22 protein-coding genes and 1 pseudogene are annotated in these 22,146 nt (G+C 73.7%); 13 read left to right on the top strand and 10 right to left on the bottom strand.

Annotation, left to right across the window (positions count from 1 at the left end; translation table 11 throughout):
• The first annotated feature begins 6 nt into the window (after positions 1–6).
• The 4 genes from paaC (at position 7) to Sfr03f_RS02865 (ending at position 3,910) form a co-directional block, all read left to right on the top strand.
• A complete protein-coding gene (gene paaC / locus Sfr03f_RS02850; RefSeq protein WP_108952092.1) occupies positions 7–837 on the top strand; it encodes a 1,2-phenylacetyl-CoA epoxidase subunit PaaC in 831 nt (276 codons plus the stop codon).
• Positions 831–1,346 carry a 1,2-phenylacetyl-CoA epoxidase subunit PaaD gene (gene paaD / locus Sfr03f_RS02855; RefSeq protein ID WP_108952093.1) on the top strand — a complete coding sequence of 172 codons (516 nt, stop codon included), beginning with the start codon at positions 831–833 and terminating at the stop codon, positions 1,344–1,346. The genes paaC and paaD overlap by 7 nt, the downstream gene beginning before the upstream one ends.
• Positions 1,346–2,464, top strand: coding sequence for a 1,2-phenylacetyl-CoA epoxidase subunit PaaE (gene paaE / locus Sfr03f_RS02860; protein ID WP_108952094.1), 1,119 nt, complete (start codon positions 1,346–1,348; stop codon positions 2,462–2,464). Before paaD ends, paaE begins: the two co-directional genes overlap by 1 nt.
• Positions 2,465–3,247: 783 nt before the next feature.
• Entirely contained in the window at positions 3,248–3,910 is a 663-nt protein-coding gene (locus tag Sfr03f_RS02865; RefSeq protein WP_108952095.1) for a deoxynucleoside kinase, read from the top strand.
• A gap of 75 nt (positions 3,911–3,985) precedes the next feature.
• Here Sfr03f_RS02865 and Sfr03f_RS02870 read toward each other — a convergent pair whose 3' ends face one another.
• On the bottom strand, positions 3,986–4,273 hold the full coding sequence (locus Sfr03f_RS02870) for a DUF4190 domain-containing protein (RefSeq protein ID WP_108952096.1): 288 nt from the start codon (positions 4,271–4,273) through the stop codon (positions 3,986–3,988).
• Between the two features lie 563 nt (positions 4,274–4,836).
• Between Sfr03f_RS02870 and Sfr03f_RS02875 the strand changes: the two genes are divergently transcribed.
• The 3 genes from Sfr03f_RS02875 (at position 4,837) to Sfr03f_RS02885 (ending at position 8,165) form a co-directional block, all read left to right on the top strand.
• Positions 4,837–6,384 (top strand): DHA2 family efflux MFS transporter permease subunit, encoded by a 1,548-nt coding sequence (locus Sfr03f_RS02875; RefSeq protein ID WP_108952097.1) that lies wholly within the window; start codon positions 4,837–4,839, stop codon positions 6,382–6,384.
• A 147-nt stretch (positions 6,385–6,531) separates the two neighbouring features.
• Positions 6,532–7,602: a hypothetical protein gene (locus Sfr03f_RS02880; RefSeq protein ID WP_108952098.1), complete on the top strand. Its 1,071-nt coding sequence runs from the start codon at positions 6,532–6,534 to the stop codon at positions 7,600–7,602.
• Between the two features lie 104 nt (positions 7,603–7,706).
• Positions 7,707–8,165, top strand: coding sequence for a nuclear transport factor 2 family protein (locus Sfr03f_RS02885; RefSeq protein WP_108952099.1), 459 nt, complete (start codon positions 7,707–7,709; stop codon positions 8,163–8,165).
• A gap of 85 nt (positions 8,166–8,250) precedes the next feature.
• On the opposite strand, the gene Sfr03f_RS30100 is transcribed toward Sfr03f_RS02885, so the two are convergent.
• The 4 genes from Sfr03f_RS30100 to Sfr03f_RS02900 are packed head-to-tail and all read right to left on the bottom strand — an operon-like array spanning position 8,251 to position 10,802.
• Positions 8,251–8,403, bottom strand: a complete 153-nt coding sequence (locus tag Sfr03f_RS30100; RefSeq protein WP_159105524.1) for a hypothetical protein — start codon at positions 8,401–8,403, stop codon at positions 8,251–8,253.
• A 46-nt stretch (positions 8,404–8,449) separates the two neighbouring features.
• Positions 8,450–9,424 (bottom strand): MBL fold metallo-hydrolase, encoded by a 975-nt coding sequence (locus Sfr03f_RS02890; protein WP_108952100.1) that lies wholly within the window; start codon positions 9,422–9,424, stop codon positions 8,450–8,452.
• Entirely contained in the window at positions 9,421–9,969 is a 549-nt protein-coding gene (locus Sfr03f_RS02895; RefSeq protein ID WP_108952101.1) for a flavin reductase family protein, read from the bottom strand. Before Sfr03f_RS02895 ends, Sfr03f_RS02890 begins: the two co-directional genes overlap by 4 nt.
• A gap of 47 nt (positions 9,970–10,016) precedes the next feature.
• Positions 10,017–10,802: an SDR family NAD(P)-dependent oxidoreductase gene (locus Sfr03f_RS02900; protein ID WP_108952102.1), complete on the bottom strand. Its 786-nt coding sequence runs from the start codon at positions 10,800–10,802 to the stop codon at positions 10,017–10,019.
• A 230-nt stretch (positions 10,803–11,032) separates the two neighbouring features.
• On the opposite strand from Sfr03f_RS02900, the gene Sfr03f_RS02905 reads away from it, so the two are divergent.
• From Sfr03f_RS02905 to Sfr03f_RS02915, 3 genes are all read left to right on the top strand, one after another.
• Positions 11,033–11,524 (top strand): SRPBCC family protein, encoded by a 492-nt coding sequence (locus Sfr03f_RS02905; protein ID WP_159105525.1) that lies wholly within the window; start codon positions 11,033–11,035, stop codon positions 11,522–11,524.
• Entirely contained in the window at positions 11,521–12,687 is a 1,167-nt protein-coding gene (locus Sfr03f_RS02910; RefSeq protein ID WP_108952104.1) for an acyl-CoA dehydrogenase family protein, read from the top strand. The genes Sfr03f_RS02905 and Sfr03f_RS02910 overlap by 4 nt, the downstream gene beginning before the upstream one ends.
• A gap of 112 nt (positions 12,688–12,799) precedes the next feature.
• Positions 12,800–14,083: a cytochrome P450 gene (locus Sfr03f_RS02915; RefSeq protein ID WP_108952105.1), complete on the top strand. Its 1,284-nt coding sequence runs from the start codon at positions 12,800–12,802 to the stop codon at positions 14,081–14,083.
• An 81-nt stretch (positions 14,084–14,164) separates the two neighbouring features.
• On the opposite strand, the pseudogene Sfr03f_RS02920 reads toward Sfr03f_RS02915, so the two are convergent.
• The 4 genes and pseudogenes from Sfr03f_RS02920 to Sfr03f_RS02935 all read right to left on the bottom strand — a co-directional run bounded on the left by Sfr03f_RS02920 (position 14,165) and on the right by Sfr03f_RS02935 (position 17,127).
• Positions 14,165–14,825, bottom strand: a pseudogene (locus tag Sfr03f_RS02920) (glycoside hydrolase domain-containing protein).
• A gap of 85 nt (positions 14,826–14,910) precedes the next feature.
• The gene (locus tag Sfr03f_RS02925; RefSeq protein ID WP_108952106.1) at positions 14,911–15,453 is read right to left on the bottom strand and encodes a hypothetical protein; all 543 of its coding nucleotides are present in this window, start codon (positions 15,451–15,453) and stop codon (positions 14,911–14,913) included.
• Positions 15,446–16,804 carry an NAD(P)/FAD-dependent oxidoreductase gene (locus Sfr03f_RS02930; protein WP_108952107.1) on the bottom strand — a complete coding sequence of 453 codons (1,359 nt, stop codon included), beginning with the start codon at positions 16,802–16,804 and terminating at the stop codon, positions 15,446–15,448. Before Sfr03f_RS02930 ends, Sfr03f_RS02925 begins: the two co-directional genes overlap by 8 nt.
• Positions 16,804–17,127 carry a 2Fe-2S iron-sulfur cluster-binding protein gene (locus Sfr03f_RS02935; RefSeq protein ID WP_108952108.1) on the bottom strand — a complete coding sequence of 108 codons (324 nt, stop codon included), beginning with the start codon at positions 17,125–17,127 and terminating at the stop codon, positions 16,804–16,806. Before Sfr03f_RS02935 ends, Sfr03f_RS02930 begins: the two co-directional genes overlap by 1 nt.
• Before the next feature lie 169 nt (positions 17,128–17,296).
• On the opposite strand from Sfr03f_RS02935, the gene Sfr03f_RS02940 reads away from it, so the two are divergent.
• From Sfr03f_RS02940 to Sfr03f_RS02950, 3 genes are read left to right on the top strand one after another with little or no spacing between them, the layout of a single operon-like run.
• A complete protein-coding gene (locus Sfr03f_RS02940; RefSeq protein WP_159105526.1) occupies positions 17,297–18,787 on the top strand; it encodes a DHA2 family efflux MFS transporter permease subunit in 1,491 nt (496 codons plus the stop codon).
• Between the two features lie 20 nt (positions 18,788–18,807).
• Positions 18,808–20,235 carry an alpha/beta fold hydrolase gene (locus Sfr03f_RS02945; protein WP_245967369.1) on the top strand — a complete coding sequence of 476 codons (1,428 nt, stop codon included), beginning with the start codon at positions 18,808–18,810 and terminating at the stop codon, positions 20,233–20,235.
• Positions 20,236–20,281: 46 nt separating this feature from the next.
• The gene (locus Sfr03f_RS02950) at positions 20,282–21,505 is read left to right on the top strand and encodes a cytochrome P450 (protein ID WP_245967487.1); all 1,224 of its coding nucleotides are present in this window, start codon (positions 20,282–20,284) and stop codon (positions 21,503–21,505) included.
• 80 nt (positions 21,506–21,585) lie between these two features.
• Here Sfr03f_RS02950 and Sfr03f_RS02955 read toward each other — a convergent pair whose 3' ends face one another.
• The gene (locus Sfr03f_RS02955; RefSeq protein WP_108952112.1) at positions 21,586–22,125 is read right to left on the bottom strand and encodes a VOC family protein; all 540 of its coding nucleotides are present in this window, start codon (positions 22,123–22,125) and stop codon (positions 21,586–21,588) included.
• Between the last annotated feature and the right edge of the window lie 21 nt (positions 22,126–22,146).

A 22,146-nucleotide genomic window follows, 5' to 3' on the forward strand; every position in this document is an offset into this window, starting at 1 on the left:
CAGGGCATGAGTGACGACCACGTCTACGCGGCCCTGGCCGAGGGGCACGAGGACGACACCCGGTGGGCCTACGGCACCGGCTTCGAGGACCCGCTGCACGGCGTGGACACCGCCGTCCCGGCGGGCGTCGACGGGGCGGAGCTCGCCGCACTGTGCCTGGAGCTCGGCGACGACGCGCTGGTGAGCGCCCAGCGGCTGGCGGAGTGGACCACCCGTGCCCCCGAGCTGGAGGAGGAGGTGGCGCTCGCCAACATCGGCCTCGACCTGCTCGGGCAGGCGCGCCTGCTCTACGCGCGCGCCGGCCAGGTCGACGGCACCGGCCGCGGTGAGGACGCCTACGCCTACTTCCGTGACGCCGGCGACTTCCGCAACGTGACCCTGGCCGAACTCCCCAACGGGGACTTCGCGTTCAGCACGGCGCGACTGCTGGTGCTGTCCAGCTGGCGGCTGGCCCACCTCCAGGCCCTCACCGCCTCGCCCGACCCGGTGCTGCGGGCCGTCGCCGCCAAGGGCGTCAAGGAACTGACGTACCACCGTCAGTACGCCGCCGAGTGGGTCGTCCGGCTCGGTGACGGCACCGAGGAGTCGCACCGCCGGATGCGTGCCGGCCTGCGGCAGGTGGGCGCGTACCTGGGTGAGCTGTTCGAGGCCCACGACGCCCGCGAGGAGGTCCTCGCCGTCCTCGGGCAGGTCGCCGACACGGCGGGCCTCCCCGTGCCGGAGGCCGTCCCCGGCGACGGGGGAGCGGGCCGCCTGGGCCGTCACACCGAGCACCTCGCCCCGCTGCTGGAGGAACTGCAGTCGGTGGCGCGCGCCCACCCGGGGGCGACATGGTGACCGTCCTCGGGGACGCGCGCCGTGCCCGGCACGTGGCCGAGCAGGTGCCCGACCCGGAACTGCCCATGCTGACCCTGGCGGACCTCGGAGTGCTGCGCGCGGTCGAGGTCGGCGCCGACGGCACGGTCGTCGCGAGCCTCACCCCCACCTACTCCGGCTGCCCCGCGATGGCCGAGATGCGGGCCCAGGTCGCCGCCCGGCTCAAGGAGGCCGGCTTCGGGCGGGTGGAGGTGCGCACGGTGCTCGATCCGCCGTGGACCACGGACTGGATCACCCCCGAGGGGCGGCGCAAGCTCGCCGAGCACGGCATCGCCCCGCCCGGCCCGGCGCCGCGCCACACCTCCGGACCGGTCCCGCTCACGCTGACGCCGACGCGGCGCCTGGTCCCCTGCCCGCGCTGCGGCTCGGCGGACACCGAGGAGACCTCCCGGTTCGGCGCCACGTCCTGCAAGGCGCTGTGGCGCTGCCTCGCCTGCCGCGAGCCGTTCGAGTACGTCAAGGAGATCTGATGGCCGACCAGTTGGCCCCCGCCGGCGAGGCCCCCGCCGCCGGACGGCGCGCGCGTCGCCGGCCGGCCTTCCACACCCTGCGGGTGTCCGCCGTCCAGCGGTTGTGCGAGGACGCGGCCGCGGTGAGCTTCGACGTCCCCGAGGAACTGGCGGAGGAGTTCGCCTTCGCGCCCGGCCAGTCCCTCACCCTGCGCCGCCGGGTCGACGGGCGCGACGAGCGGCGCTCGTACTCCATCTGCTCCGCGGCCGGCGCCCTGCCCCGGATAGGGGTGCGGGTGGTGCCCGGCGGGCTCTTCTCCTCCTGGCTGGTGCACGAGGTGCGGCCCGGCGACGAGGTCGAGGTGATGGCCCCGACCGGCGTCTTCACCCCCGACCTGTCCGTCCCCGGCCACCACGTGCTGGTCGCGGCCGGGTCCGGCGTCACCCCGATGCTGTCCATAGCGGAGTCGGTCCTCGCCGCCGACGTCCGCTCCCGCGTCACGCTCTTCTACGGCAACCGCCGCACCGACTCGGTGATGTTCGCCGACGAGCTGGCCGACCTCAAGGACCTCCACCCGGGCCGCTTCCAGCTCGCGCACGTGCTCTCCCGCGAGCCCCGCGAGGCCGAGCTGCTGTCCGGGCGGCTGGACGCGGAGCGCTTCGCGGCCCTCGTCGACGGCCTGGTCGACGTGCGGGAGGCGGACCACTGGTGGCTGTGCGGCCCGCACGGCATGGTCCTCGACGCCCAGAAGGTCCTCGCCGGGCTGGGCGTCCCCGACGAGCGGGTCCACCAGGAGCTGTTCTTCGCCGGTGACGAGCCGCTGGCGCCGGTGCGCCGGGAGGAGCGGGGGCCCGAGGGGCCGGTCAGCGAGGTCACCGTCGTCCTGGACGGCCGTTCCACCACCTCCGCGCTCTCCCGGGCGGAGACCCTCCTCGACGCGGCCTCCAAGGTCCGCCCCGACCTGCCGTTCGCCTGCAAGGGCGGCGTCTGCGGCACCTGCCGCGCCCTGGTCAGGGACGGCGAGGCGGACATGCGCCGCAACTACGCGCTCGAGGCGGCGGAGGTCGAGGGCGGCTACGTGCTGACCTGCCAGACCTTCCCCTGCTCCGACACCCTGACCGTCGACTTCGACAGCTGACGAGCGCCGCCGGAAACCCTGCGCCGGCCACGGCCGGGCAGGGTCCCCGCGCTGCCCGACCGCGCCCGCACCGTGCGGTGCCGGGCTCCCGCCGCACGGTCCCCGTGCCGTGCCGGGCTCCCGCCGCACGGTGCCCGTGCCGTGCCGGGCTCCCGCCGCAACGGGCACGTGCTTCACGCGGCTCGCACCGCACACGGGACTCGCACCGCACACGGGGCTCGTATCGTGCCGGGCTCCCACCCCACGCGGTGCGTACCGCACGCGGCTCCCACCGCACGCGGCTCCCACCCCACGCGGTGCGTACCGCACGCGGCTCCCACCGCACGGAGCTCGTGCTACACGGGGCTACGCGCACCGCACGCGGTGCGTACCGCACGCGGCTCCCACCGCACGGAGCTCGTGCTACACGCGGCTCGCGCCGCACCGCGCCGGCCCGTCGCGGGTCCCCGGCGGGCACCCGCTGTCACGAGTGGTGACGCCCCGCGCGCGCCGTAACGCGAGGCCGGACGGGTGCCGACGCCGTGGCCGACGGGCGTGGATTCTTCACCTATTATTCAAGCGGCCGCGGGGCGGTCACGCGTTGCCGCACGCGGCGTCCGCGGAACGGTCGGACCGACCGGACGAGGAGCGTGGCCCGCGCCGGAACCTGGGTCCTGGCGGGGACCACATGACGCCGATCATGCGAATCTCGGGGAATCGAGTGTCCGCCGACACGTGCCTGAGTGGTGTGGGACGCCCAGCCCACCCATCCGCGAACGGAAGATCCCCAGGGAGAAGTGAGGTATGCCAGTGATCTGCGTCGGAGGCATGATCGGCACCGGTAAGACGAGCGTCGCCGAGCTGCTGGCCAAGGGACTGGGGAGCCAGGTCTTCTACGAGAGCGTCGAGGACAACCCGATCCTCCCGCTCTTCTACACGGCGAGCCCCGAGGAGATACAGGCGAGGCGCTACCCCTTCCTGCTCCAGCTGTACTTCCTGCAGACCCGGTTCGCCTCGATCAAGGAGGCCTACCGGGAGGGCGACAACGTCCTGGACCGGTCCATCTACGAGGACTGGTACTTCGCCAAGGTCAACCACGAGCTCGGCCGGATCAGCTCCCTCGAGATGCAGGTGTACGAGGGCCTGCTCGACGAGATGATGCGCGAGATCGACGGCCTGCCGTACCGCAAGGCGCCGGACCTGATGGTGTACCTCAAGGCGTCCTTCCCGACGGTGCTGTCCCGGATCGGGATGCGCGGCCGCGACTTCGAGCAGGACGAGAGCCTCGTCGAGTACTACCGCACGCTGTGGGCCGGCTACGACGACTGGGTGCACAAGCACTACTCGGCCAGTGAGGTCCTGGTCATCGACATGGACCGCACGGACGTGGTGAACAACCCCGAGGACGCGGACCGCGTGCTGCGGGAGGTCGAGACGGCCCTCGCGGCTGCCCGCTGCCTGGGCTGAGGCCGCACAGGAAGACGCACCCGGTCGTGGACCGGGTGCGTCTCGCCGTGCCTGGGCTTGGTGTGCCGGGGGGCGTCAGCCGCCCACGTACCAGCTGAAGCCGCCGCTGTTGGCGGCCACGAGCATCAGCACGAGCCACAGGACCACGTCGACGACACCCAGGACGATGCCCGCCTTGGCCAGCCCGCCACCGTTCTTCACTCCCGCCTGGCGCCGCGCCACGACGCCCAGGACGATGGCCAGCGGGCCCAGGATGATGTTCATGATGAACAGGCCGACGATGCCGCAGCACAGGCTCGCGATCGCCAGGCCGTTCGTGCGCGATCCGGAGGACGCGGCCGAGGGGTTGCCGTAACTCGTCATTGCTCACTCCCGGTTGGGGTCGGCTCGCTTCTGTCGTGACATCCGACTGCCCCCATGTCGGGACTACATGTCAAATAGACGTAAGTAAAGCCCGGTTAAGTGACCGAAGGGCGATGGTGCCCGGCGGCCGAGGCGGCCGGAGGCGGCGCGGGCGGCAGGCAGCCGCAACCCGTCCGACCAGGTAACGGTTCCCGGCCCCGGCGGAATCAGCCGCCGTCCCCTCACCAGGTGATCGCACCCGGTCCTTGCCCCGTGAGCCGGTGACCGACGGACCCGGGCCGGACGGCCCCGCGTGGGGGCTGTCGGTGCAGCGGCGCATAATTCGTGCCCGACATAAATGGGATTTAGATATCATCCCCCGGTGGCGAAGCCGGACGACGCGGAGGTCGCGGACCCGCCGGAGTTTTTGCAGGGGCGGTGGCTGTCACGGGGGACGCCGTACCGCCGGGCCGGCCCCCCCGCCGGCCGCCCAAGGCACGCTCACCGACGCGCGCGGCCCTGGTGCACACCGTCGGGCCGACGTGGGCCCCGGCGCGTGACTACTGAGAGAAGGAACCCTTTCCATGAGCACTGACACGGGCTCACCCCCCGCGTCCGAAGCCGGTCCGCAGGCGGCGGACAAGCTGGACCGCGGCGTTCTCAAGATCGCCGGCGTGGTCGTCCTGGGCGCCATCATGTCGATCCTCGACGTCACCGTGGTCAGCGTCGCGCTGCCCACCCTGATGAACGAGTTCGACGCCACCTACGCCACCGTCGCCTGGACGATGACGGCCTACACCCTGGCCCTGGCCGCGGTCATCCCGATCACCGGCTGGGCCGCGGACCGGTTCGGCACCCGGCGTCTGTACCTGGCCTCGATCGTGCTCTTCGTCGGCGGTTCGGCGCTGTGCACCCTCGCCTGGGACATCGGCCCGCTGATCGCCTTCCGTGCGCTGCAGGGCCTCGGCGGCGGCATGCTGATGCCGCTGGGCATGACGATCATGACCCGGGCCGCCGGCCCGGAGCGCGTCGGCCGCGTCATGGCCGTGCTGGGCGTGCCCATGCTGCTCGGCCCGATCGGCGGCCCGATCCTCGGCGGCTGGCTGATCGAGGCGGCCAGCTGGCAGTGGATCTTCCTGATCAACGTGCCGATCGGTGCGATCGCCCTGGTCAGCGCCTGGATCGTGCTGCCCAAGGACGACCCGCAGCCCTCCGCGGCCTTCGACTTCGTCGGCATGCTGCTGCTCTCGCCGGGTCTCGCCCTGTTCCTGTACGGCGTCTCCTCCATCCCGGAGGAGGGCACCGTCACCGCGACCAAGGTGCTGGTGCCGGGCGTGATCGGTCTGGTGCTGGTGGTGGCCTTCGTGGCGCACGCGCTGCGCAAGGCGGACGCGCTGATCGACCTGAGCCTGTTCAGGAACCGCAACGTGACCATCGCCGTGGTCACCATGACGCTGTTCTCGGTCGCGTTCATGGGCGCGATGCTGCTGTTCCCCAGCTACTTCCTCCAGGTCCGCGCCGAGGGCACCCTCAAGACGGGTCTGCTGCTGGCGCCGCAGGGTCTGGGCGCGATGCTGACCATGCCGATCGGCGGTCGCCTCACCGACAAGATGGGCCCGGGCAAGCTGGTGCTGGGCGGCATCGTGGTGATCGGCGCGGCCATGGCGGTGTTCACCCAGGTCGGCGCGGAGACCTCGTACGTCGTGCTGCTGGGCTCGCTGTTCGTGATGGGCATGGGCATGGGCGTCACGATGATGCCGATCATGTCCGCGGCCCTGAGCACGCTGACCGACCACCAGATCGCGCGGGGCTCGACGATGATGAACATCGTCCAGCAGACCGCGGGATCGATCGGCACCGCCGTCATGTCGGTGATCTTCACCGACCACGTGCTCGACAGCAAGGCGGCCGGTGCGTACAGCGCCGTCATGCAGGGCAAGGTGCCCGTCGAGCAGGTGCCGCCGCAGCTGCTGCTGCAGGGCAGGACGGACCTGGCCGAGGCGTTCGGCAGCACCTTCCTGATCGCCCTGGTGCTGATCGCTGCCTGCCTGGTCCCCGCGCTCTTCCTGCCGCGCAACAAGCCCGCCGCGACGGAGGGCGAGACGAAGGCCGCGGCCGTGCCGATGCACTGACCCGCACCTCCACAAGGCTGCCGCCCCGCCGTGCACACGGCGGGGCGGCAGCTTTTCGTCGTTCCCGCCTTCGCGGTGCCCGTGGAACCGGGGAAGATCACCGGTGCGTCTTCGTCTCCGAGTCGTGGGGGAGGGGGCGAGGGCGGGATGCCGGCGTACCGACCGCAGCGGATGTCGGCGAAGGCATGGGCCGGGGCCGGCGCCGCGGGTGTCCTGACGGTGCTGGTGATCGCGCTGATCTGGCTGCCCGGGCCGTGGAGCGACCTGCGGGCGTACGAAGCGGCGCCGGTGTGCCGCGCCGGGCGCTCCGCGGACGACTGCCGGACGGTGACCTGGGCCACGGTGACCGGGACGGAACGCGTGCGCCGCGGCGGCACGGGCGCCTACCGGCTCACGCTCCGCCTCGCCGACGGATCAGAGCGCACGGTGACCCTGGCCGGACTGCGGGGCGGCCTCGGCGGCTCCGTCGGCGAGCGGGCCGGGATCGTCACCTGGCGCGGCTCGGCCGTCGAGGTGGCCCGGGGCCCGGACCGGGACACCGTGACCGGTTCGCGTCTGCTCGCCTGGCGGCCGCCCCTGGTGTTCCTGCTGCTGCTCACGCCCGCCACGGCCGCGGCGCTGTGGACGGCCGGATGGCTGCGACGGCGGCAACGGTGGCTCGGGCGACGGGTCACGGTGCGGGAGGCGGCGCCGGCCGGCGTCGTGCTCGTGGCGGCCGTGGCGGCCGCCGTCGGCGGCCTGCCGATCGCCCTCTCGGCGAGCGGCCCCGAGGACGCGCTGCGTGCCGGGGCATGGCTCCTGCCGGCCGCGGCGGTGGTGGCCGCGCCCTTCGCCCTGTGGGTGTCGGCCCGGCCGTCGAGGGAGCGCCGGGAGGTGCCGGTCAGCCCTCGCACACCGGTCTCGGAGCGGGTCGTGCAGGGCTTCGTGCGGGGTGACGTGCCGTACAGCAAGGAGGGGTTCGACCGTCTGGTGGTGGGCCCCGGGCTGCTCGCCGCCACCCCCGACCCCTCGGGCCGGGTCGCGCGCGCCCCGGTGCCCGTGCTGGAGGTCGTGCGGGTCCGGGAGAGCTGGCCCGACGAGGCCCTGCCGGAGGGCCGGGGGAGCGCGCCGACCCACGTCGTGGAGTGCCGGGACGCGGACCGCGAGGTGCTGATCGTGGTGCGGGCCGAGGACGTGCCGGAGGTGCTGGGAGCGCTGCGCTCCGCCGGCCGCGCCTGAGCCCGGACCGCGACCGGTGCTCCAGTGGGGCTGCAGCCGTCTGCGGCACGGTGGGCGGTGATGGCCGGCAGCCGCAAGGGGCGCCGCAGCGAGGGGAGTTCACCATGTCTCAGTCGGTCGGGATCCGTCCACAGGTCACCGGTGACCTGTACGCCGAGGTGCAGACCTTCTACGCCACGCAGATGCGGCGGGTCGACAGCCTGGACATCGAGGGCTTCGCCGCGACCTTCACCGAGGACGGCGAGATCGTGCACGCGGGCGGCCGGCGGCAGAGCGGCCGGGCGGAGATGCTCGCCGGGATGCGGGCGGCCCTGCCCCGCTACAAGGACATCGCCACCCGGCACTGGTTCGGCCACCTCCTGATCGAGGCCGACCCCGCCGACGAGGACACCGTGCGCGTCTCCTACTACACGCTGGTCACGCAGACTGACCGCGAGGGCAAGGTCTCCTTCCAGCCCACCTTCACCGTGGACGACGTGCTGGTCCGCCGTGACGGGGTCCTGCTGACCCGCTCCCGGGTGATCACGCAGGACGGCCCGGACACCCGCGCCGCAGCAGCCTGACACCGGCGCCCGGCACCGGCGCCGGTGCCGGCACATGGATGAGGGGCCCTCCGGCGGAGGGCCCCTCATCCATGTGCCGCGGGGTTCAGTCGATGCCGCGGCAGATGTGCGGTTCCGAGCCGTCGTCGTCGAGGTCCCCGGCGAGCAGCCAGGCCACCCAGTGGGGTGCTTCGCGCGGACCGCCCAGCGGCGGCAGCGATGCGGCGGTCTTCTCGCGGTCCGGCAGATTCGTCTCCATCGACGACTCCCTTTCGGTCGGCAGATCTTCTCTCCGCTCGATGCGGTCAGGCGTGACAGGAGGGCAGGCCTCCGTGGAAGGCGACCATCTCCTTGAAGGACGCGGCGACGTCGATCCGGGCGCCCGGCGCCAGCCCCTCCAGCTCGGCGTACGCCCGGTGCAGGTTGCCCACCAGGCGCTCGGAGTCGAGGAGGCCGGCGAACGCGCCGAGGTCGGCCTCGCGGGCGGCGGTCAGCGCGCTCACCCGGCGGCGCAGCCCGTCGCGGGCGAGCTCCCGCAGCCACCGCACGTACGCCTCCGTCCGGTCCAGCAGCTCCAGGCCGCCGACCTGCCCGTGGCCGGGGACGACCACCTCGGGGCCGAGGGCGCGCATCCGGGCCAGCGCCCGGAGCGAACCGCTGACGGAGCCCATGAGGAGGTAGGGGGTCACCCCCGACCAGACGACGTCGCCGGCGAACAGCACCCCGCGTTCGGGGACCCAGGCGACGACGTCGTTCGGGGTGTGGGCCGGGCCCACGTCGATGAGCTCGGTGCTCGGGCCGCCGTCGCCGTGCAGGGTGAGCCGGTCGCGGAAGGTGAGGTCCGGCGGGGTCAGGGGCGTGTCGCCCCACTCCACGCCGGGCCACAGGTGCCGCAGGCCCAGGCCCGCCTCGCAGATGTCGGAGCGCGTCCCCTCGTGCGCGACGACGACGGCGCGCGGGACGAACTGGCCGTTGCCGAAGGTGTGGTCGCCGTGGAAGTGGGTGTTGACGACGTAGTCCGGTCCCCCCGGCACCACGCGCTCCACCTCCTCGCGCAGGTGCCGCGCCCGCTCCTCGGTCGCCACCGTGTCGACGAGGACCGAGCGGCCACCGCCGACGACGAGTCCCGCGTTGTTCAGGCACCAGCCGCCCTCCGGCTGGAGATACGCGTACACGTCGTCGGCGACCCGCGTCAGGCTGCCCGGGGCCGCCTTGGAGGCCGCGGCGGCGACGGCGGCCGCCCCCGCGGCAGGAGGGGCGACCGGGGCCGGCGCCGTCACGCGGCGGCCCTCGGCGCCTCGGCGGCGGGCAGCGACCCGAACCGGCCCTGGTGGAACAGCAGCGGGTCCGGCGAGGACGCGCCGCCGGACAGCGCGACCACCCTGCCGATCAGCAGCGTGTGGTCGCCCGCCTCGTGCTCGGCGTGCAGCACGCACTCGACGTACGCCTCGGAGGCGGGCAGCACGGCGTTGCCGGTGACCCCCTCCACGGCGGACAGCCGGCGCATCGCGGCACGCCCCTCCGGCCGGTCGGGCCGGCAGAACTCCTGCGCCAGGTCGCGCTGCGCGTGGGTGAGCACGTTCACCGCGAAGCTGCCCGAGCGCGAGACGCGCGGGCGCATCCGGCCGTCCGCCTTGACCGACACCAGGATCAGCATCGGGTCGAGGGAGACGGAGGTCAGGCTGTTGAGGGTCATCACGATCGTCTCGTCGCCACTGCCCTGGGTGAGCAGGGTGACGCCGGTCGGGAACCGGCCCATGGCGGCTCGGAAGGCGGCCACGTCCGGTTCGGCCAGCGTGGCGCCGGCGGTCACAGCGGGGGTCATGTCGGTACTCCGTTTCAGCTCGTCCGGTCGTCCGTCCGGTGCGGCGGTCAGTAGTTGCCGAGCCCGCCGCACACGTTCAGCGCCTGCGCGGTGATGGAGCCGGCCGTGTCCGACGCGAGGTAGCCGACGAGTCCGGCGACCTCCTCGGGCGTCGAGTAACGGCCCAGCGGGATCTTCGCGTTGAAGCGCTCCTGGATCTCCTGCTCGCTCACCCCGTAGTGGCCCGCGTAGCCCTGCCGGACCCGCTGGGCCATCGGCGTCTCCACGTAACCGGGGCAGACGGCGTTCACGGTGATGCCGGTGGGCGCCAGCTCCTTGCCGACGGCCTTGGTGAAACCGATGACGCCGTGCTTGGACGCGGAGTAGGGCGCGGCGAGCTCGACGCCCTGCTTGCCGCCGGTGGAGGCGATGTTGATGATCCGGCCCCACGAGCCCTCGCGCATCAGCCCCGTGGCGAGCACCTCGCGGGTCACCCGGAAGGTGCCGTTGAGGTTGGTCTCGATCACGTCGTCCCACAGCGTGTCGGGCAGCTCCGCCGTCACGCCGCCGCCGCCGCGCCCCGCGTTGTTGACGAGGATGTCGATGCGCCCGTACTCGGCGACCGCGGCGCCCACCGCCTCCCGGATCTGCTCCGGGGACGTCACGTCGCACACCGTCCCCGACACCTCGCGGCCCAGCTCGCGCTGCTCCTTGACCAGGGTGCGCACGTTCTCGGCGTCGCGGGCCACGCCGAACACCGCGACCCCCTGTTCGGCCAGCAGCTCGGTCACGGCGAGGCCGATCCCGCTGGTCGCGCCGGTGACGAAGGCGACCCGTCGTTGCCCGTCTGTCATCGCGTTCTCCCCATCGCTCGTGTGGCTCGCTCGTGCGGCTCGTTGGGCCGGTCCACTTCGGCTCGACGGTGGGCCCGCCGCCTTGCGGGGTTCTCGGCCCGCGGTGGAGCACCCCTGGAGGACGGACGTTCGAGCGGGGCTCGACAGGCGGCCTAGCCGGGGCCGCCAGTTTGGGCGTAATCGATGCCGTGGCCGGGCGGACACCCGGCCGGCCTGAGCGAGGAGGCCCCGTGCCCGAGCAGACGCAGACGCTGCCTGATGTCAGGAAGTCGGTGACCGTCGCGGCGACGCCCGACGAGAGCTTCCGGATCTTCACCGAGCGGCCGGCCGACTGGTGGCCGCCGAGCCACGTCCTGGTCCGCAAGGAGCGGGCCGGCCTCGCCTTCGAGCCGGGCGTGGGCGGCCGCTACTACGAGTGGGACGTCGAGGGCACCGAGATCGCCTGGGGCCGCATCCTGGAGTGGGAGCCCGGCCGGCGGCTCGTCATGACCTGGCGCATCGACCCCAACTGGCAGTCCATCCCCACCGACGAGGGCGCCAGCGAGATCGAGGTCGACTTCGAGGCGGTGGACGAGGGGCACACCCGCGTCTCCCTCGCCCACGTCAAGCTGGACAACCACGGCCCGGGCGCCGAGCGGGTGTTCAAGGCCCTCGACGGCCCCAGCCCGGGCGAGACGCTGGAACGCTTCGAGCGGGCCGTCACGAACGGACCGGCCGCGTGAGCGTCGACACCGGCGTCGCCGCCCCCGCGCCGGCCACGACGACCGCGCCCCCCGCCGCCCCGCCGGCCCGACTCGCCGACGCCGCGGTCCGGCTGCGGGACCTGGCCGCCGCCCACGCTGCGGACGCCGACACCGCGCGCGGCCTGTACCGCGAGGTCACCCACGGCATCCGCGAGGCCGGGTTCGCCCGGCACTTCGTGTCCGCCCGCTTCGGCGGCACCGAGGGCACCTTCGCCGAGCTCACCCGGGCCGTCATGACCGTCGGCGAGGGCTGCGCCGCCTCCGCCTGGTGCGCCTCGCTGGCCGCCTACTCGGCCCGCTTCGCCGCCCACCTGCCCGAGGCGGGGCACCAGGAGCTGTGGGGCGCCGGTCCGGACACCGTCGTCGCCACCGGGCTGATGCCGGCCGGCCGGGCCGTCCCGGAGAACGGCGGCTGGCGCCTCACCGGCCGCTGGGCGTACGTCAGCGCCGTGGACTTCGCCGACTGGGTGATGGTCTGCGCCGCCGTCCCCGGCGGCGGTGGCGAAGGACCGCCGCAGCTGCGCTTCTTCACCCTGCCGCGCGGGGCGTACAGCGTGCTGGAGACCTGGGACAGCATCGGGATGCGCGCCACCGGCAGCCACACCGTGGTCGTCGAGAACGCGTTCGTGCCGGACCACCTGACGTTCGACCGCACGGACATGCTCACCGGCCGCAACGGCTTCTCCGAGGTGCCCTCGCACAACGTGCCCTTCCAGGCGGTCGGCGGGCTCACCTTCATCGCGCCCGTCGCCGGCGCCGCGACCGGGGCGCTGGCCGCCGTCGCCGACTCGGTCACCGGACGCCGCCGCACCCAGACGGCCGAGCTGACCGTGGTCCGCGCCTCCGGCCGCGTCGACGCCGCCCGCCACCTGGTGGAGCAGAACGCCCAGGTCCTCGACCAGCGGCTGTTCACCCCCGAGCACATGGCGCGCAACGAGCGCAACGCCACCTTCGCCGCCGAGATCCTGCGCGAGGCCGTCACGCTGCTGGTCGGCGCCGCCGGCACCGGCGGGCTCGGCGAGAAGCACCCGCTGCAGCGCCACTGGCGCGACATCACGTCCGCGACCAGCCACGTCGCCCTGCAGTACGACACGGCGGCGCGCAAGAACTACTCGGCGGTCCTGCTCGGCCCCGAGGGGTGAGGAACGGCGGGCTCAGGGGGCGTCCCACCGCGGGCGCCCCTTCGGCCGTTCGGCCCCCGCCGCCACCGTTTTCTTCCCGTACCCGTACACGCATCCCAGCGGAGGATCCATCGTGACTGTCACCCAGGAGACGACCCCCCAGGAGACGGCGCCCCAGGGCGGCGGCTGCCCGGTGGCCGGCGTCTTCCCGTTCAGCGGTTCCAGCTACCGGGGCCCCGCCCCGGCGTACGGCAGCCTGCGCGCCGAGCAGCCGGTCGTGAAGGTGCCGACCGCCGGCGGCGTCGACGCCTGGCTGGTCACCCGGTACGAGGACGTGCGCCGGCTGTCCGCCGACCCCCGGCTCAGCCGGGCCCAGGCCTGCGGCGAGGGCGCGCCCCGGGTGGGCGGCACCATGCACACCACCCCCGAGATGATCATCTCGCTGGACGCGCCCGAGCACTCCCGGCTGCGGAAGCTGGTGGCCGGAGCGTTCACCATGCGGCGGGTCGAGCGGATGCGGGAGAACGTCCAGCGGGTCACCGACGAGCTCCTGGACGACATGGAGGCCAAGACGGCCGCCGGGGACGGCGGCGGGGTGGTGGACCTCGTGCAGCAGCTCGCGGTGCCGCTGCCGCTGACCGTGATCGGCGAGCTGCTGGGCGTGCCGGCGAAGGACCTGCGGGACTTCGAGCAGTGGGCGCGGGCGTTCGCCACGGTCGACGACCGGGCGGGCGGCGAGGAGTCGCTGCACGCGCTGGGCAAGCTGAGCGAGTACATCGTCGGGCTGGTCGCCGACAAGCGGGCGCAGCCGACCGACGACATGCTGTCCGAGCTGATCGCCGCGCGCGACGAGGGCGACCGGCTCAGCGAGGCGGAGCTGGTCACCTTCGGGTTCACGCTCATCGGCGCCGGCTTCGACACGACGGCGAACCAGCTCGCCAACTCGGTGCTGGCGCTGCTGGCGGACCACCGGGACCAGTGGGACCTGCTGGTCGAGGACACCTCCCGCATCCCGCGCGCGGTCGAGGAACTCCTGCGCCACGTCAACCTGTTCGCCACGGACACGTCCGGGTTCCCGCGGATCGCCGCGGAGGACGTCGAGGTGGGCGGCGTGACGATCCCGAAGGGCGACGCGGTGCTGCTGTCCCTCGCCTCGGCCAACCGCGACCCCGAGGTCTTCGACGACCCCGACCGGCTGGACCTGGGCCGTGAGCGCAACCCGCACATCTCCTTCGGGCACGGGATGCACTACTGCCTGGGCAAGCACCTGGGGCGGATGGAGATGGAGGTCGCCATCGAGGGACTGGTGCGGAGGTTCCCGGACCTGCGGCTCGCGGTGCCGGAGAGCGAACTGCCCTGGCACGAAGGGGAGATCAACCACACCCTGACGTCCCTGCCGGTGGTGCGCGGGAGTTGACCCGCCGGCCCCGCGGGGCGTTCGGGTACGGGTGGCCGCGGCCCCGGTCCCTCGGTTGCCGAGGGACCGGGGCCTTCGCCGTCATCCGACGACGGCGACCGGTCCGTCCCAGGCGTTGCGGTCGACGTTGATCGTGTACCCGTTGCGCGTTTCCCTGCTGTTCGCCATGTACTGGTGACCGCGGCTGTGGCCGGTGTACAGCGACGGGTCCCAGGGCCAGTCGGCGGTGGTGGTGTACTGCCTGTCCCACAGCGCGTACCAGAGGTTGCCCGGCAGGTCCGTCCTGTTCGTCGCGGTGGCGACGGCCTTGGCGCTGGAGCTGCTGAAGCCGTAGTAGCCGGCACGGTAGGTCTTGGAGCGCAGCGTCCTGGTGAAGGAGCGCACGTACGTGAGCACGGCGTCGTTGCACGCCTTGTTCGTGAATCGGGATGATCCTCCAGTCGGCCGCGCCGACCGACTTCACCCAGGACGGGGTCGGATTCGCCTGGGTGCAGCCACGGTTCCTGCCGCCCACGTGGACGGCGACGCCGCCGTGGAAACCGTCGGACTTCCAGGCCTTCATCGCGGCCAGGGACGGCGCGGTGCAGGCGTCGAAGGCACGACCCGTGAAGGTCTTCTGGGCGGGCCAGGTGGTCGCCGCCATGGAGGTCTGCGCGGCGACCACGGTGCCAGCGACCACGACGGCGCCCGCCGTGGCCCATGCGAGGTAGCGGCCCTTGCGGGACCGTCGGTGACTGGTCATTGCCCACCCTGTTCGGATCTCGAAGGGGGACGTGGCTGTGCCCGGCTCCTCGCGGAGCCGGGCACGGGGTGGGGCCGGGGGCGGGTCAGGAGGCCGGGGGCGGGGAGACCCAGGTGGCGGTGGAGTCGACCTCGATGGGGCCCTGCGGCGGGACGCCGGCCTCGACGAAGACGAACGCGTGCGCCTGGGTGCTGAACCGCGCGCCCGAGATCTTGCCCAGGTGCACCGCCTGGACGGTGCCCGGTATGGCGCCCCCGTCGGCCCCGCCGTGGGTGATGTAGAAGGCGACCGTGCCGTCACCCCTGTCCTGCCAGTAGCCGGTGGCGGCGTACAGCGGGGAGCCGGCGTCGTCCGGCGGGCCCTGGGCGGAGAGCTTGTGGTCCGGCGCGAAGGTGAACCGCGGCGTCGTCACCGAGGTGGTGCCGTCGGGCAGGTGGACGGTCACCGTGAGGTCCCACACGCCCGCCAGCGGCTTGTTGCGGACCAGCTGGTGGACGGGGGCCGGCGCGGCCGACGCGGTGCCGACCCCGGTCAGGACGGTCAGCACGGCGAACAGCACGCCGAGCAGCCTCAGCGTGGCCGGACGCGGGCGCCGCGTCGGCGCGGCGGCGGGATAGGTCTCAGGCATGGACGGACAGCCTTTCCTCGGATCTCGAACCGGACGGTGACGCTGTGGGGGAGGTGGGGGCTGTGGGGGAGGTGGGGGCTGTGGGGACGGTGGGGGCCGGGGAGGCCGTGGGGGAGTGGGGGGCGCGGGGAAGCTTCTTCAGGTCGAAGCCGGGCTCGCGCGCCGCGGCCGGCGACAGCGCCGTGCCGGCGGCCAGCAGCCGCGCGGTGATCCCGTGGTCGGCGGGACGGTTGACGGACTCGACACCGATCAGCCGGCCCTCGCGGAAGCACAGGACGGAGAACCGGCCGCCCGCCACGTCGCCGACGGTGACGGTCTCGTCGTGACCGGAGGTCAGCCCGGCCATCTGCACCCGCAGCGCGTACTGCTCGGTCCAGAAGCGGGGCACGGCCGTGTACGGGTGCGGCTCGCCGCAGATCGCGGCGGCCACGCAGCGGGCCTGGTCGGTGGCGTTCTGCACGGACTCCAGCCGCATCCGGCGGCCGGTGCGCGGCTCGGGGAAGGAGGCGCAGTCGCCGACCGCCCAGACGTCCGGGTCGGCGGTGCGCAGACCGGCGTCGACCAGGACGCCGTCGTCGACCGCCAGGCCCGCGGCGCGCGCCGGTTCCGTGTTGGGCAGCACCCCGATGCCGACCACCACGAGGTCGGCGCCGATCCGCTCGCCGTCCGCCAGCTCCACGGCGCGGACCCGCTCCCGGTCGTCGCCGTGCAGCACGGCGACCTGGCGGCCGGTGAGGACCCGCACGCCCTGCGCGCGGTGCTCGGCGACGATCCGCTCGGACACGGCCGGCGTCAGCGCGCGGGTCAGCGCCCGGGGCTGGGTCTCCACCACGGTCACCTCGTGACCGAGGCCGCGCGCGGTGGCCGCCACCTCCAGGCCGACGAACCCGGCGCCGACCACCACCAGGCGCAGCGGCGGGCCCTGCAGCGCGCGCCGCAGCACCTCCGCGTCGGCCAGGCCGCGCAGCGTGCGCACCCCGTGCAGGGAGGCGCCGGGCACCGGCAGCGGGCGCGGACGGCAGCCGGTCGCCAGGACCAGCGCGCCGTACGGCAGGCGCAGGCCCGACTCCAGCAGGACCGTGTGCCGCTCCCGGTCCACGGAGACCACCGTCGTGCCGGTCAGCAGCTCGACGTCCTGCTCGGCGTAGAACGAGGCCGGCCGCAGCGGCACGTCCTCGGCCGGCACGGCGCCGGTCAGGTAGCCCTTGGACAGCGGGGGCCGGTGGCAGGGGCCGGGCGGCTCGTCGCCGACGAGGGTGACGCGCCCGGTGTACCCGCGGGCCCGCAGGGCGGCCGCCGTCTCCAGGCCGGCCTGGCCGGCGCCCGCCACCACCACCGCGTGCGGCGCCATCAGCTCTGCGCCTCGGGCAGGTGGACCAGCAGCCCGTCCAGCTCCTCGGTCACCGGCAGCTGGCAGCTCAGGCGGCTGAACTCGGTGCGCTCGCAGGCCGTGCCGTACAGGACGTCGTCCTCGACCTCGTCCATCGCGGGCAGCGGCAGGGTGTTCGCGCTGTCGACGTAGACGTGGCAGGTGCCGCACTGCGCGGACCCGCCGCACTGCGCCTCGATGCCGTCGACGTTGTTCAGCTTGGCTCCCCGCATGACCGTGTTGGGAGCCTCGACGTCGACGACGGTGACCGTTCCGTTCGGATGCTTGTAGGTGATCTTGGCCATGGCGTGGTCTCCTGGGCTGTCGTTCGTACGAATCCGGCCATCCGTGCGCAGGTACGGATCCGAACTGTGGCGACGCCCCCTTCAGCGGCGGTGGAGGGCTTCTGGACCGTCCGGGCCGCTCCAGCCGGTCACCACCGGTGGTCCATCGCCGCGGCGGAGCGTGCCCGGCATGACTGTCACCGATTCGACGGACCGGGCGACCGCACGCCCCCGCGGGGGCACCCGCGGACCACGCCTCGGCCTCGTGCTCGCGGCCTGCTGCCTGGGTCAGTTCATGAACGTGCTGGACGCGTCGGTGGTGAACGTGGCGCTGCCCGTCATCGCCGACGAGCTGGGCTTCACCCGGCACAACCTCCAGTTCGTCAACAACGCCTACACGGTGGTGGTGTGCGGGTTCCTGCTGCTGGGCGGGCGGCTGGCGGACCTGTTCGGCCAGCGTCGCGTGTTCCTGTGCGGGGTCGGCCTGTTCACCTTCGCCAGCCTGGTCGGGGGAGCGGCCGACGCGCCGCTCACCCTGGTGCTCGCCCGCGCCTTCCAGGGGCTCGGGGCCGCCGTCATGGCGCCCGCCACGCTGACCGTGCTCGGCACCACCTTCACCGAACCGGCCGCCCGGGCACGGGCGTTCGGCTGGTGGAGCGCCGTCTCCGGCGCCGCCGGGGCGATCGGCGTGCTGGTCGGCGGGGTGGTCGTGGAGTGGTTCTCCTGGCGCTGGATCTTCCTGGTCAACGTGCCGATCGGGCTGCTGCTGCTCGCCGGCGTGTGGACGGCCGTCCCCGAGACGCGCCCGCGCCGCGCGGAGTCCTCCGCGCGCCTGGACCTGCCGGGCGCGGTGACCGTCACCCTCGGCCTGATGTCCGCCGTGTACGCGGTCTCCCAGTCGCACGCGTACGGCTGGGGCTCGGCCCGGGTGCTCGTCCCGCTCACGGCGGGCGTGCTGCTGCTCGCCGCCTTCCTGCTGATCCAGGCCCGGTTCGCCCGCCACCCCCTGGTCCCCCTGGCGATCTTCCGCAACCGGTCGGTGGCCGCCGCCAACCTGGTCGCCTTCTTCGGGATCGCCGCCCTCTTCAGCACCTTCTACTTCTTCACGCTGGTCCTCCAGCAGGTCCTCGGCCACAGCCCGCTCAGCACCGGGCTCAGCTACCTGCCGCTGTCGCTCGGCATGGCCATGGGCGGCTGGGGCATCGCCCCCTTCGTGCCGCGCACCGGCCCGCGGCCGATCCTGCTGGGCGGCCTCGCCCTCGCCGCGACCGGTCTGCTGCTGCTCTCCCGGGTGGACGCCGGCTCGGCCTACCTCACCGACGTCCTCGGCCCCAGCGCCCTGCTGGGCCTCGGCATGGGCGCCGTCCTCAACGCCACCACCAACGCCGCCACCGCCGGACTCGCCCCGCACCAGACCGGGCTGGCCTCCGGGCTGCTGAACACCACCCGCCAGCTCGGCAGCGCCGTCGGCCTGGTCACCCTCGCCGCCCTCGCCGCCTCCCGGACCGACACCCGGACGGCGGCCGGCGCGCCGCCCGCCGAGGCGCTCGCCTCCGGCTACGGCCTGGCGCTCACCGGGGCCGCCCTGTTCGCGCTGGCCGGTCTGGCGGCCGCCCTGCTCGTGCCGGTCCGGAAGCAGTCCACCTCCTCTCGAGGCGACACCGAGAAGGTGGCGGCCTGACGAGATGGAGGTTTGCGGTGGTGAGCTGGTACCACACTCAGCGGCCCGACTGGTCGCCCGCACCCGGAACGGACCACGTCGAGCACGCGACGATCGAGGTCCCCCGCGACTACGCCGCACCGGAGGGCGAGCGGATCACCCTCGCCCTCTCCCGCCGCCGGGCCACCGACCCGGCCCGCAGGCGCGGCATCCTGCTGGGGGTCAACGGCGGACCCGGCGGCGACTGGGGACGCGGCAGGGACCTGCCCGACGCCTACGCCGCCACCCCCCTCGCCGAGGTGTACGACCTCGTCGGCTTCGACCCGCGCGGCACCGGCGCGTCGACCAACCTGTACGCCGAGGTCACCGTGCCCAAGGTGCCCTTCGACTCCCGGCCGCCGGACGAGGTCTTCGAGGCGATCGCCGAGGACATGCGGCTGCGCGAGGAGGCCTGCGCCCGCGCCGGCGGCGACCTGCGCCCGCACATCAGCACCCGCAACACGGCCCGCGACATGGACGTGATCCGCGCGGTGCTGGGCGAGGAGAAGATCAACTTCGTCGGCTACGCGTACGGCGCCTACGTCGGCGCCGTCTACGGCAGCCTCTTCCCCGCGGCGCTGGACCGGCTGGTGCTGGACTCCTGCGTCGGCCCCGACTGGACCTGGCGCGAGCAGTTCCTCCAGCAGGGCGACGCCGTGCAGCGCAACGTCGACCTGTGGGCGGCCTGGGCGGGCGAACGCGACGGCGCGTTCGGACTCGGGGACTCGCCGGAGCGGGTCCTCGGCACCGTCGAGGAGTCCGTCGCGGCCCTCGAGCGGCTCCCCGAGGACGGCGTGCGGCTGCGCACCCTCTTCGACGGCGCCGTCGGCAACCGGGCCGCCGACCGCGGGCAGTGGGCCACCCTCGGCGCGCTGACCGGCGAGGTCCGCCGGGCCGCCGCAGAGGGCGACGTCGACACCTGCCGGGAACTCCTCGCCGAGCAGGGCACCTGGCGGCCCGCCGACAGCGAGGGCGACCTGCGCGTCGGCGTCCTGGAGGCCATCACCCTCGAGCACGCCTGGCCCAGTGACCTGGAGGTCTTCTACCAGGACATGCGGGAGTTCCGGAAGCGGTTCCCGTACGGGTACGGCGTGCTGCGCGCCTCGCCGTGGGTGGGCGCCTTCCGCCGCTTCGAGGCCCCCGAGGAGCCGACCGTCCTCACCCGCGACGGCTACCCCACCGGGCTGGTCGTCCAGGCCGACGGCGACCCGATGGACCACTACGACGGCGGCGTCGCCATGGCCGGACTCCTCGGCCACCACCTGCTGACCGTCGAGGACTCCGGGGAGCACGAGGTCTACGTGCTCGGCGGCAACCCGCACGTGGACGACGTCGTCCACGCCTACCTGGTGGACGGCGTGCTGCCGCCCCCGCGTTCCTCCTGCCCGGGCCGCACCCCGCGCCCGGACGTCCCCGCCGACGCCGCCTGAACCGGCGCCGCACAACCGTGCCACCTGTGGAGGTGCTGTCTTGAACGTGACCGATGAGGTCCAGGAGACCCCTACGTTCCCCCTCGCCGGCTCGTCCTACCGCTGCCCCGCTCCGCAGTACGCGCGGCTGCGCGAGCAGGGGCCGGTCGTGCGGGTGCACACCGAAGGCGGTGTGGACGCCTGGCTGGTGACCGCGTACGAGGAGGCCAGACAAGCCCTCGCCGACCCCCGGCTGAGCCGCGCCGAGACCGTGAAGCCGGGGGCGCCGAGGATCGGCGGGGCGATGACCTCGTCCCCCGACATGATCATCTCGATGGACGGCGCCGAGCACGCCCGGCTCCGCCGGCTGGCCGCCGGGGCGTTCACCGCCCGCCGCATCGAGGCGATGCGGCCCGGCATCCGGCGGATCGCCGACGGCCTCCTCGACGGCCTGGCCGGCGAGACGGGCACCGTCGACCTGGTCGAGCGGTTCACCGTGCCGATGCCGCTGACCGTCATCGGCGAACTGCTGGGCGTCCCCATGCGGGTGCTGCGGCTGTTCGCCGACAACGCCCGGGACTTCGTCACCGTCGACGACCAGAGCGAGAACTCCGACTCGGTCAACGGCATGGCCAAGCTCTACGAGTACATGACCGAGGTCGTCGCGGAGAAGCGGGCCCACCCGACCCAGGACCTGCTGTCCGACCTGGTGCGGGCCAGGGACAGCGGGGACCGGCTGAGCGAGCAGGAGCTGGTGACCTTCGCCTTCACCCTCATCGGCGCCGGCTTCGACACCACGGCCAACCAGCTCGCCAGCTCGGTGCTCGCGCTGATCGCCCACCACCGCGACCAGTGGCGGTGGCTGGCCGAGGACCGCACCCGCATTCCGCGGGCGGTCGAGGAACTCCTGCGCCACGTCAACCTGTTCTCCACCGACTCGGCCGGCAACCCGCGGATCGCGGCGGAGGACCTGGAGCTCGGCGGGGTGCGCATCGCCAAGGGCGACGCGGTGGTCGTCGCCATCTCCGCGGCCAACCGGGACGCCGCCGTCTTCGCCGACCCGGACCGCATGGACCTGGCCCGCGAGCACAACCCGCACCTGTCCTTCGGCCACGGCATGCACCTGTGCCTGGGCAAGCAGCTCACCCGCATCGAGCTGGAGATAGCGATCGACGGACTGGTGCGCCGCTTCCCCGACCTGGAGCTCGCGGTGCCCGAGAGCGAGGTCCCCTGGCACCTGGGCGGCATCAACCACGCCCTGCACACCCTGCCGGTCCTCCTGAAGCCGTAGGCGCCCGGCCCGCACGACGAGGAAGCCCCCGCCGGACCGGCGGGGGCTTCCTCGTGTCGAGCGCGGTGTCCGGGAGCGGGTCAGGCGCCGGGGGCGTCCTGGGCGACCGCGGCGGGGTCCGCGCCGGCGATCCAGGCGTCCATGGACGGCTTCATGAGCGTGTTGAGCAGCTCGATCCGCACGCCGCCCAGGCCCCGGTGGTAGACCCACATGAGGGCGCCGTCGGCCTCCGCGTCGTTGGACGCCTCCACCGCGAAGCCCTGCGCGGCGAGCTCGCGGGACATCTCCGCGATGCGGCCGCTGTCGGCCCAGTAGCCGACGTGGTGGGCGCCGTTGCTGCCGTCGGACACCCAGACCGTGCCCGGGATCTCCTCGACCAGCTCCAGCCGGGGCTCCTCCAGGGTGAGCGCGAAGCGCTGGGAGGCGTGCTGCAGCCCCCCGTCCGCGGTGCGGGCCGTCACCTCCAGCTCCATCACGGTGGTGAAGTGGTAGCCGGCCGCGGCGCCGAGCGTCTTCATCGCCAGGTCCAGGTCCTCCACGACCAGACCGGTGTGGAACAGGGCCTCGGGGGAGAGCACCGGGCCCGCCGGGGCCTCGTGGCCTTCCGTCGTCTGCGGCATCGGTGTGCGTCCTTTCGTCGG

Origin of the sequence: Streptomyces fragilis (genome assembly GCF_003112515.1) — a bacterium.
GTDB lineage: Bacteria > Actinomycetota > Actinomycetes > Streptomycetales > Streptomycetaceae > Streptomyces > Streptomyces fragilis.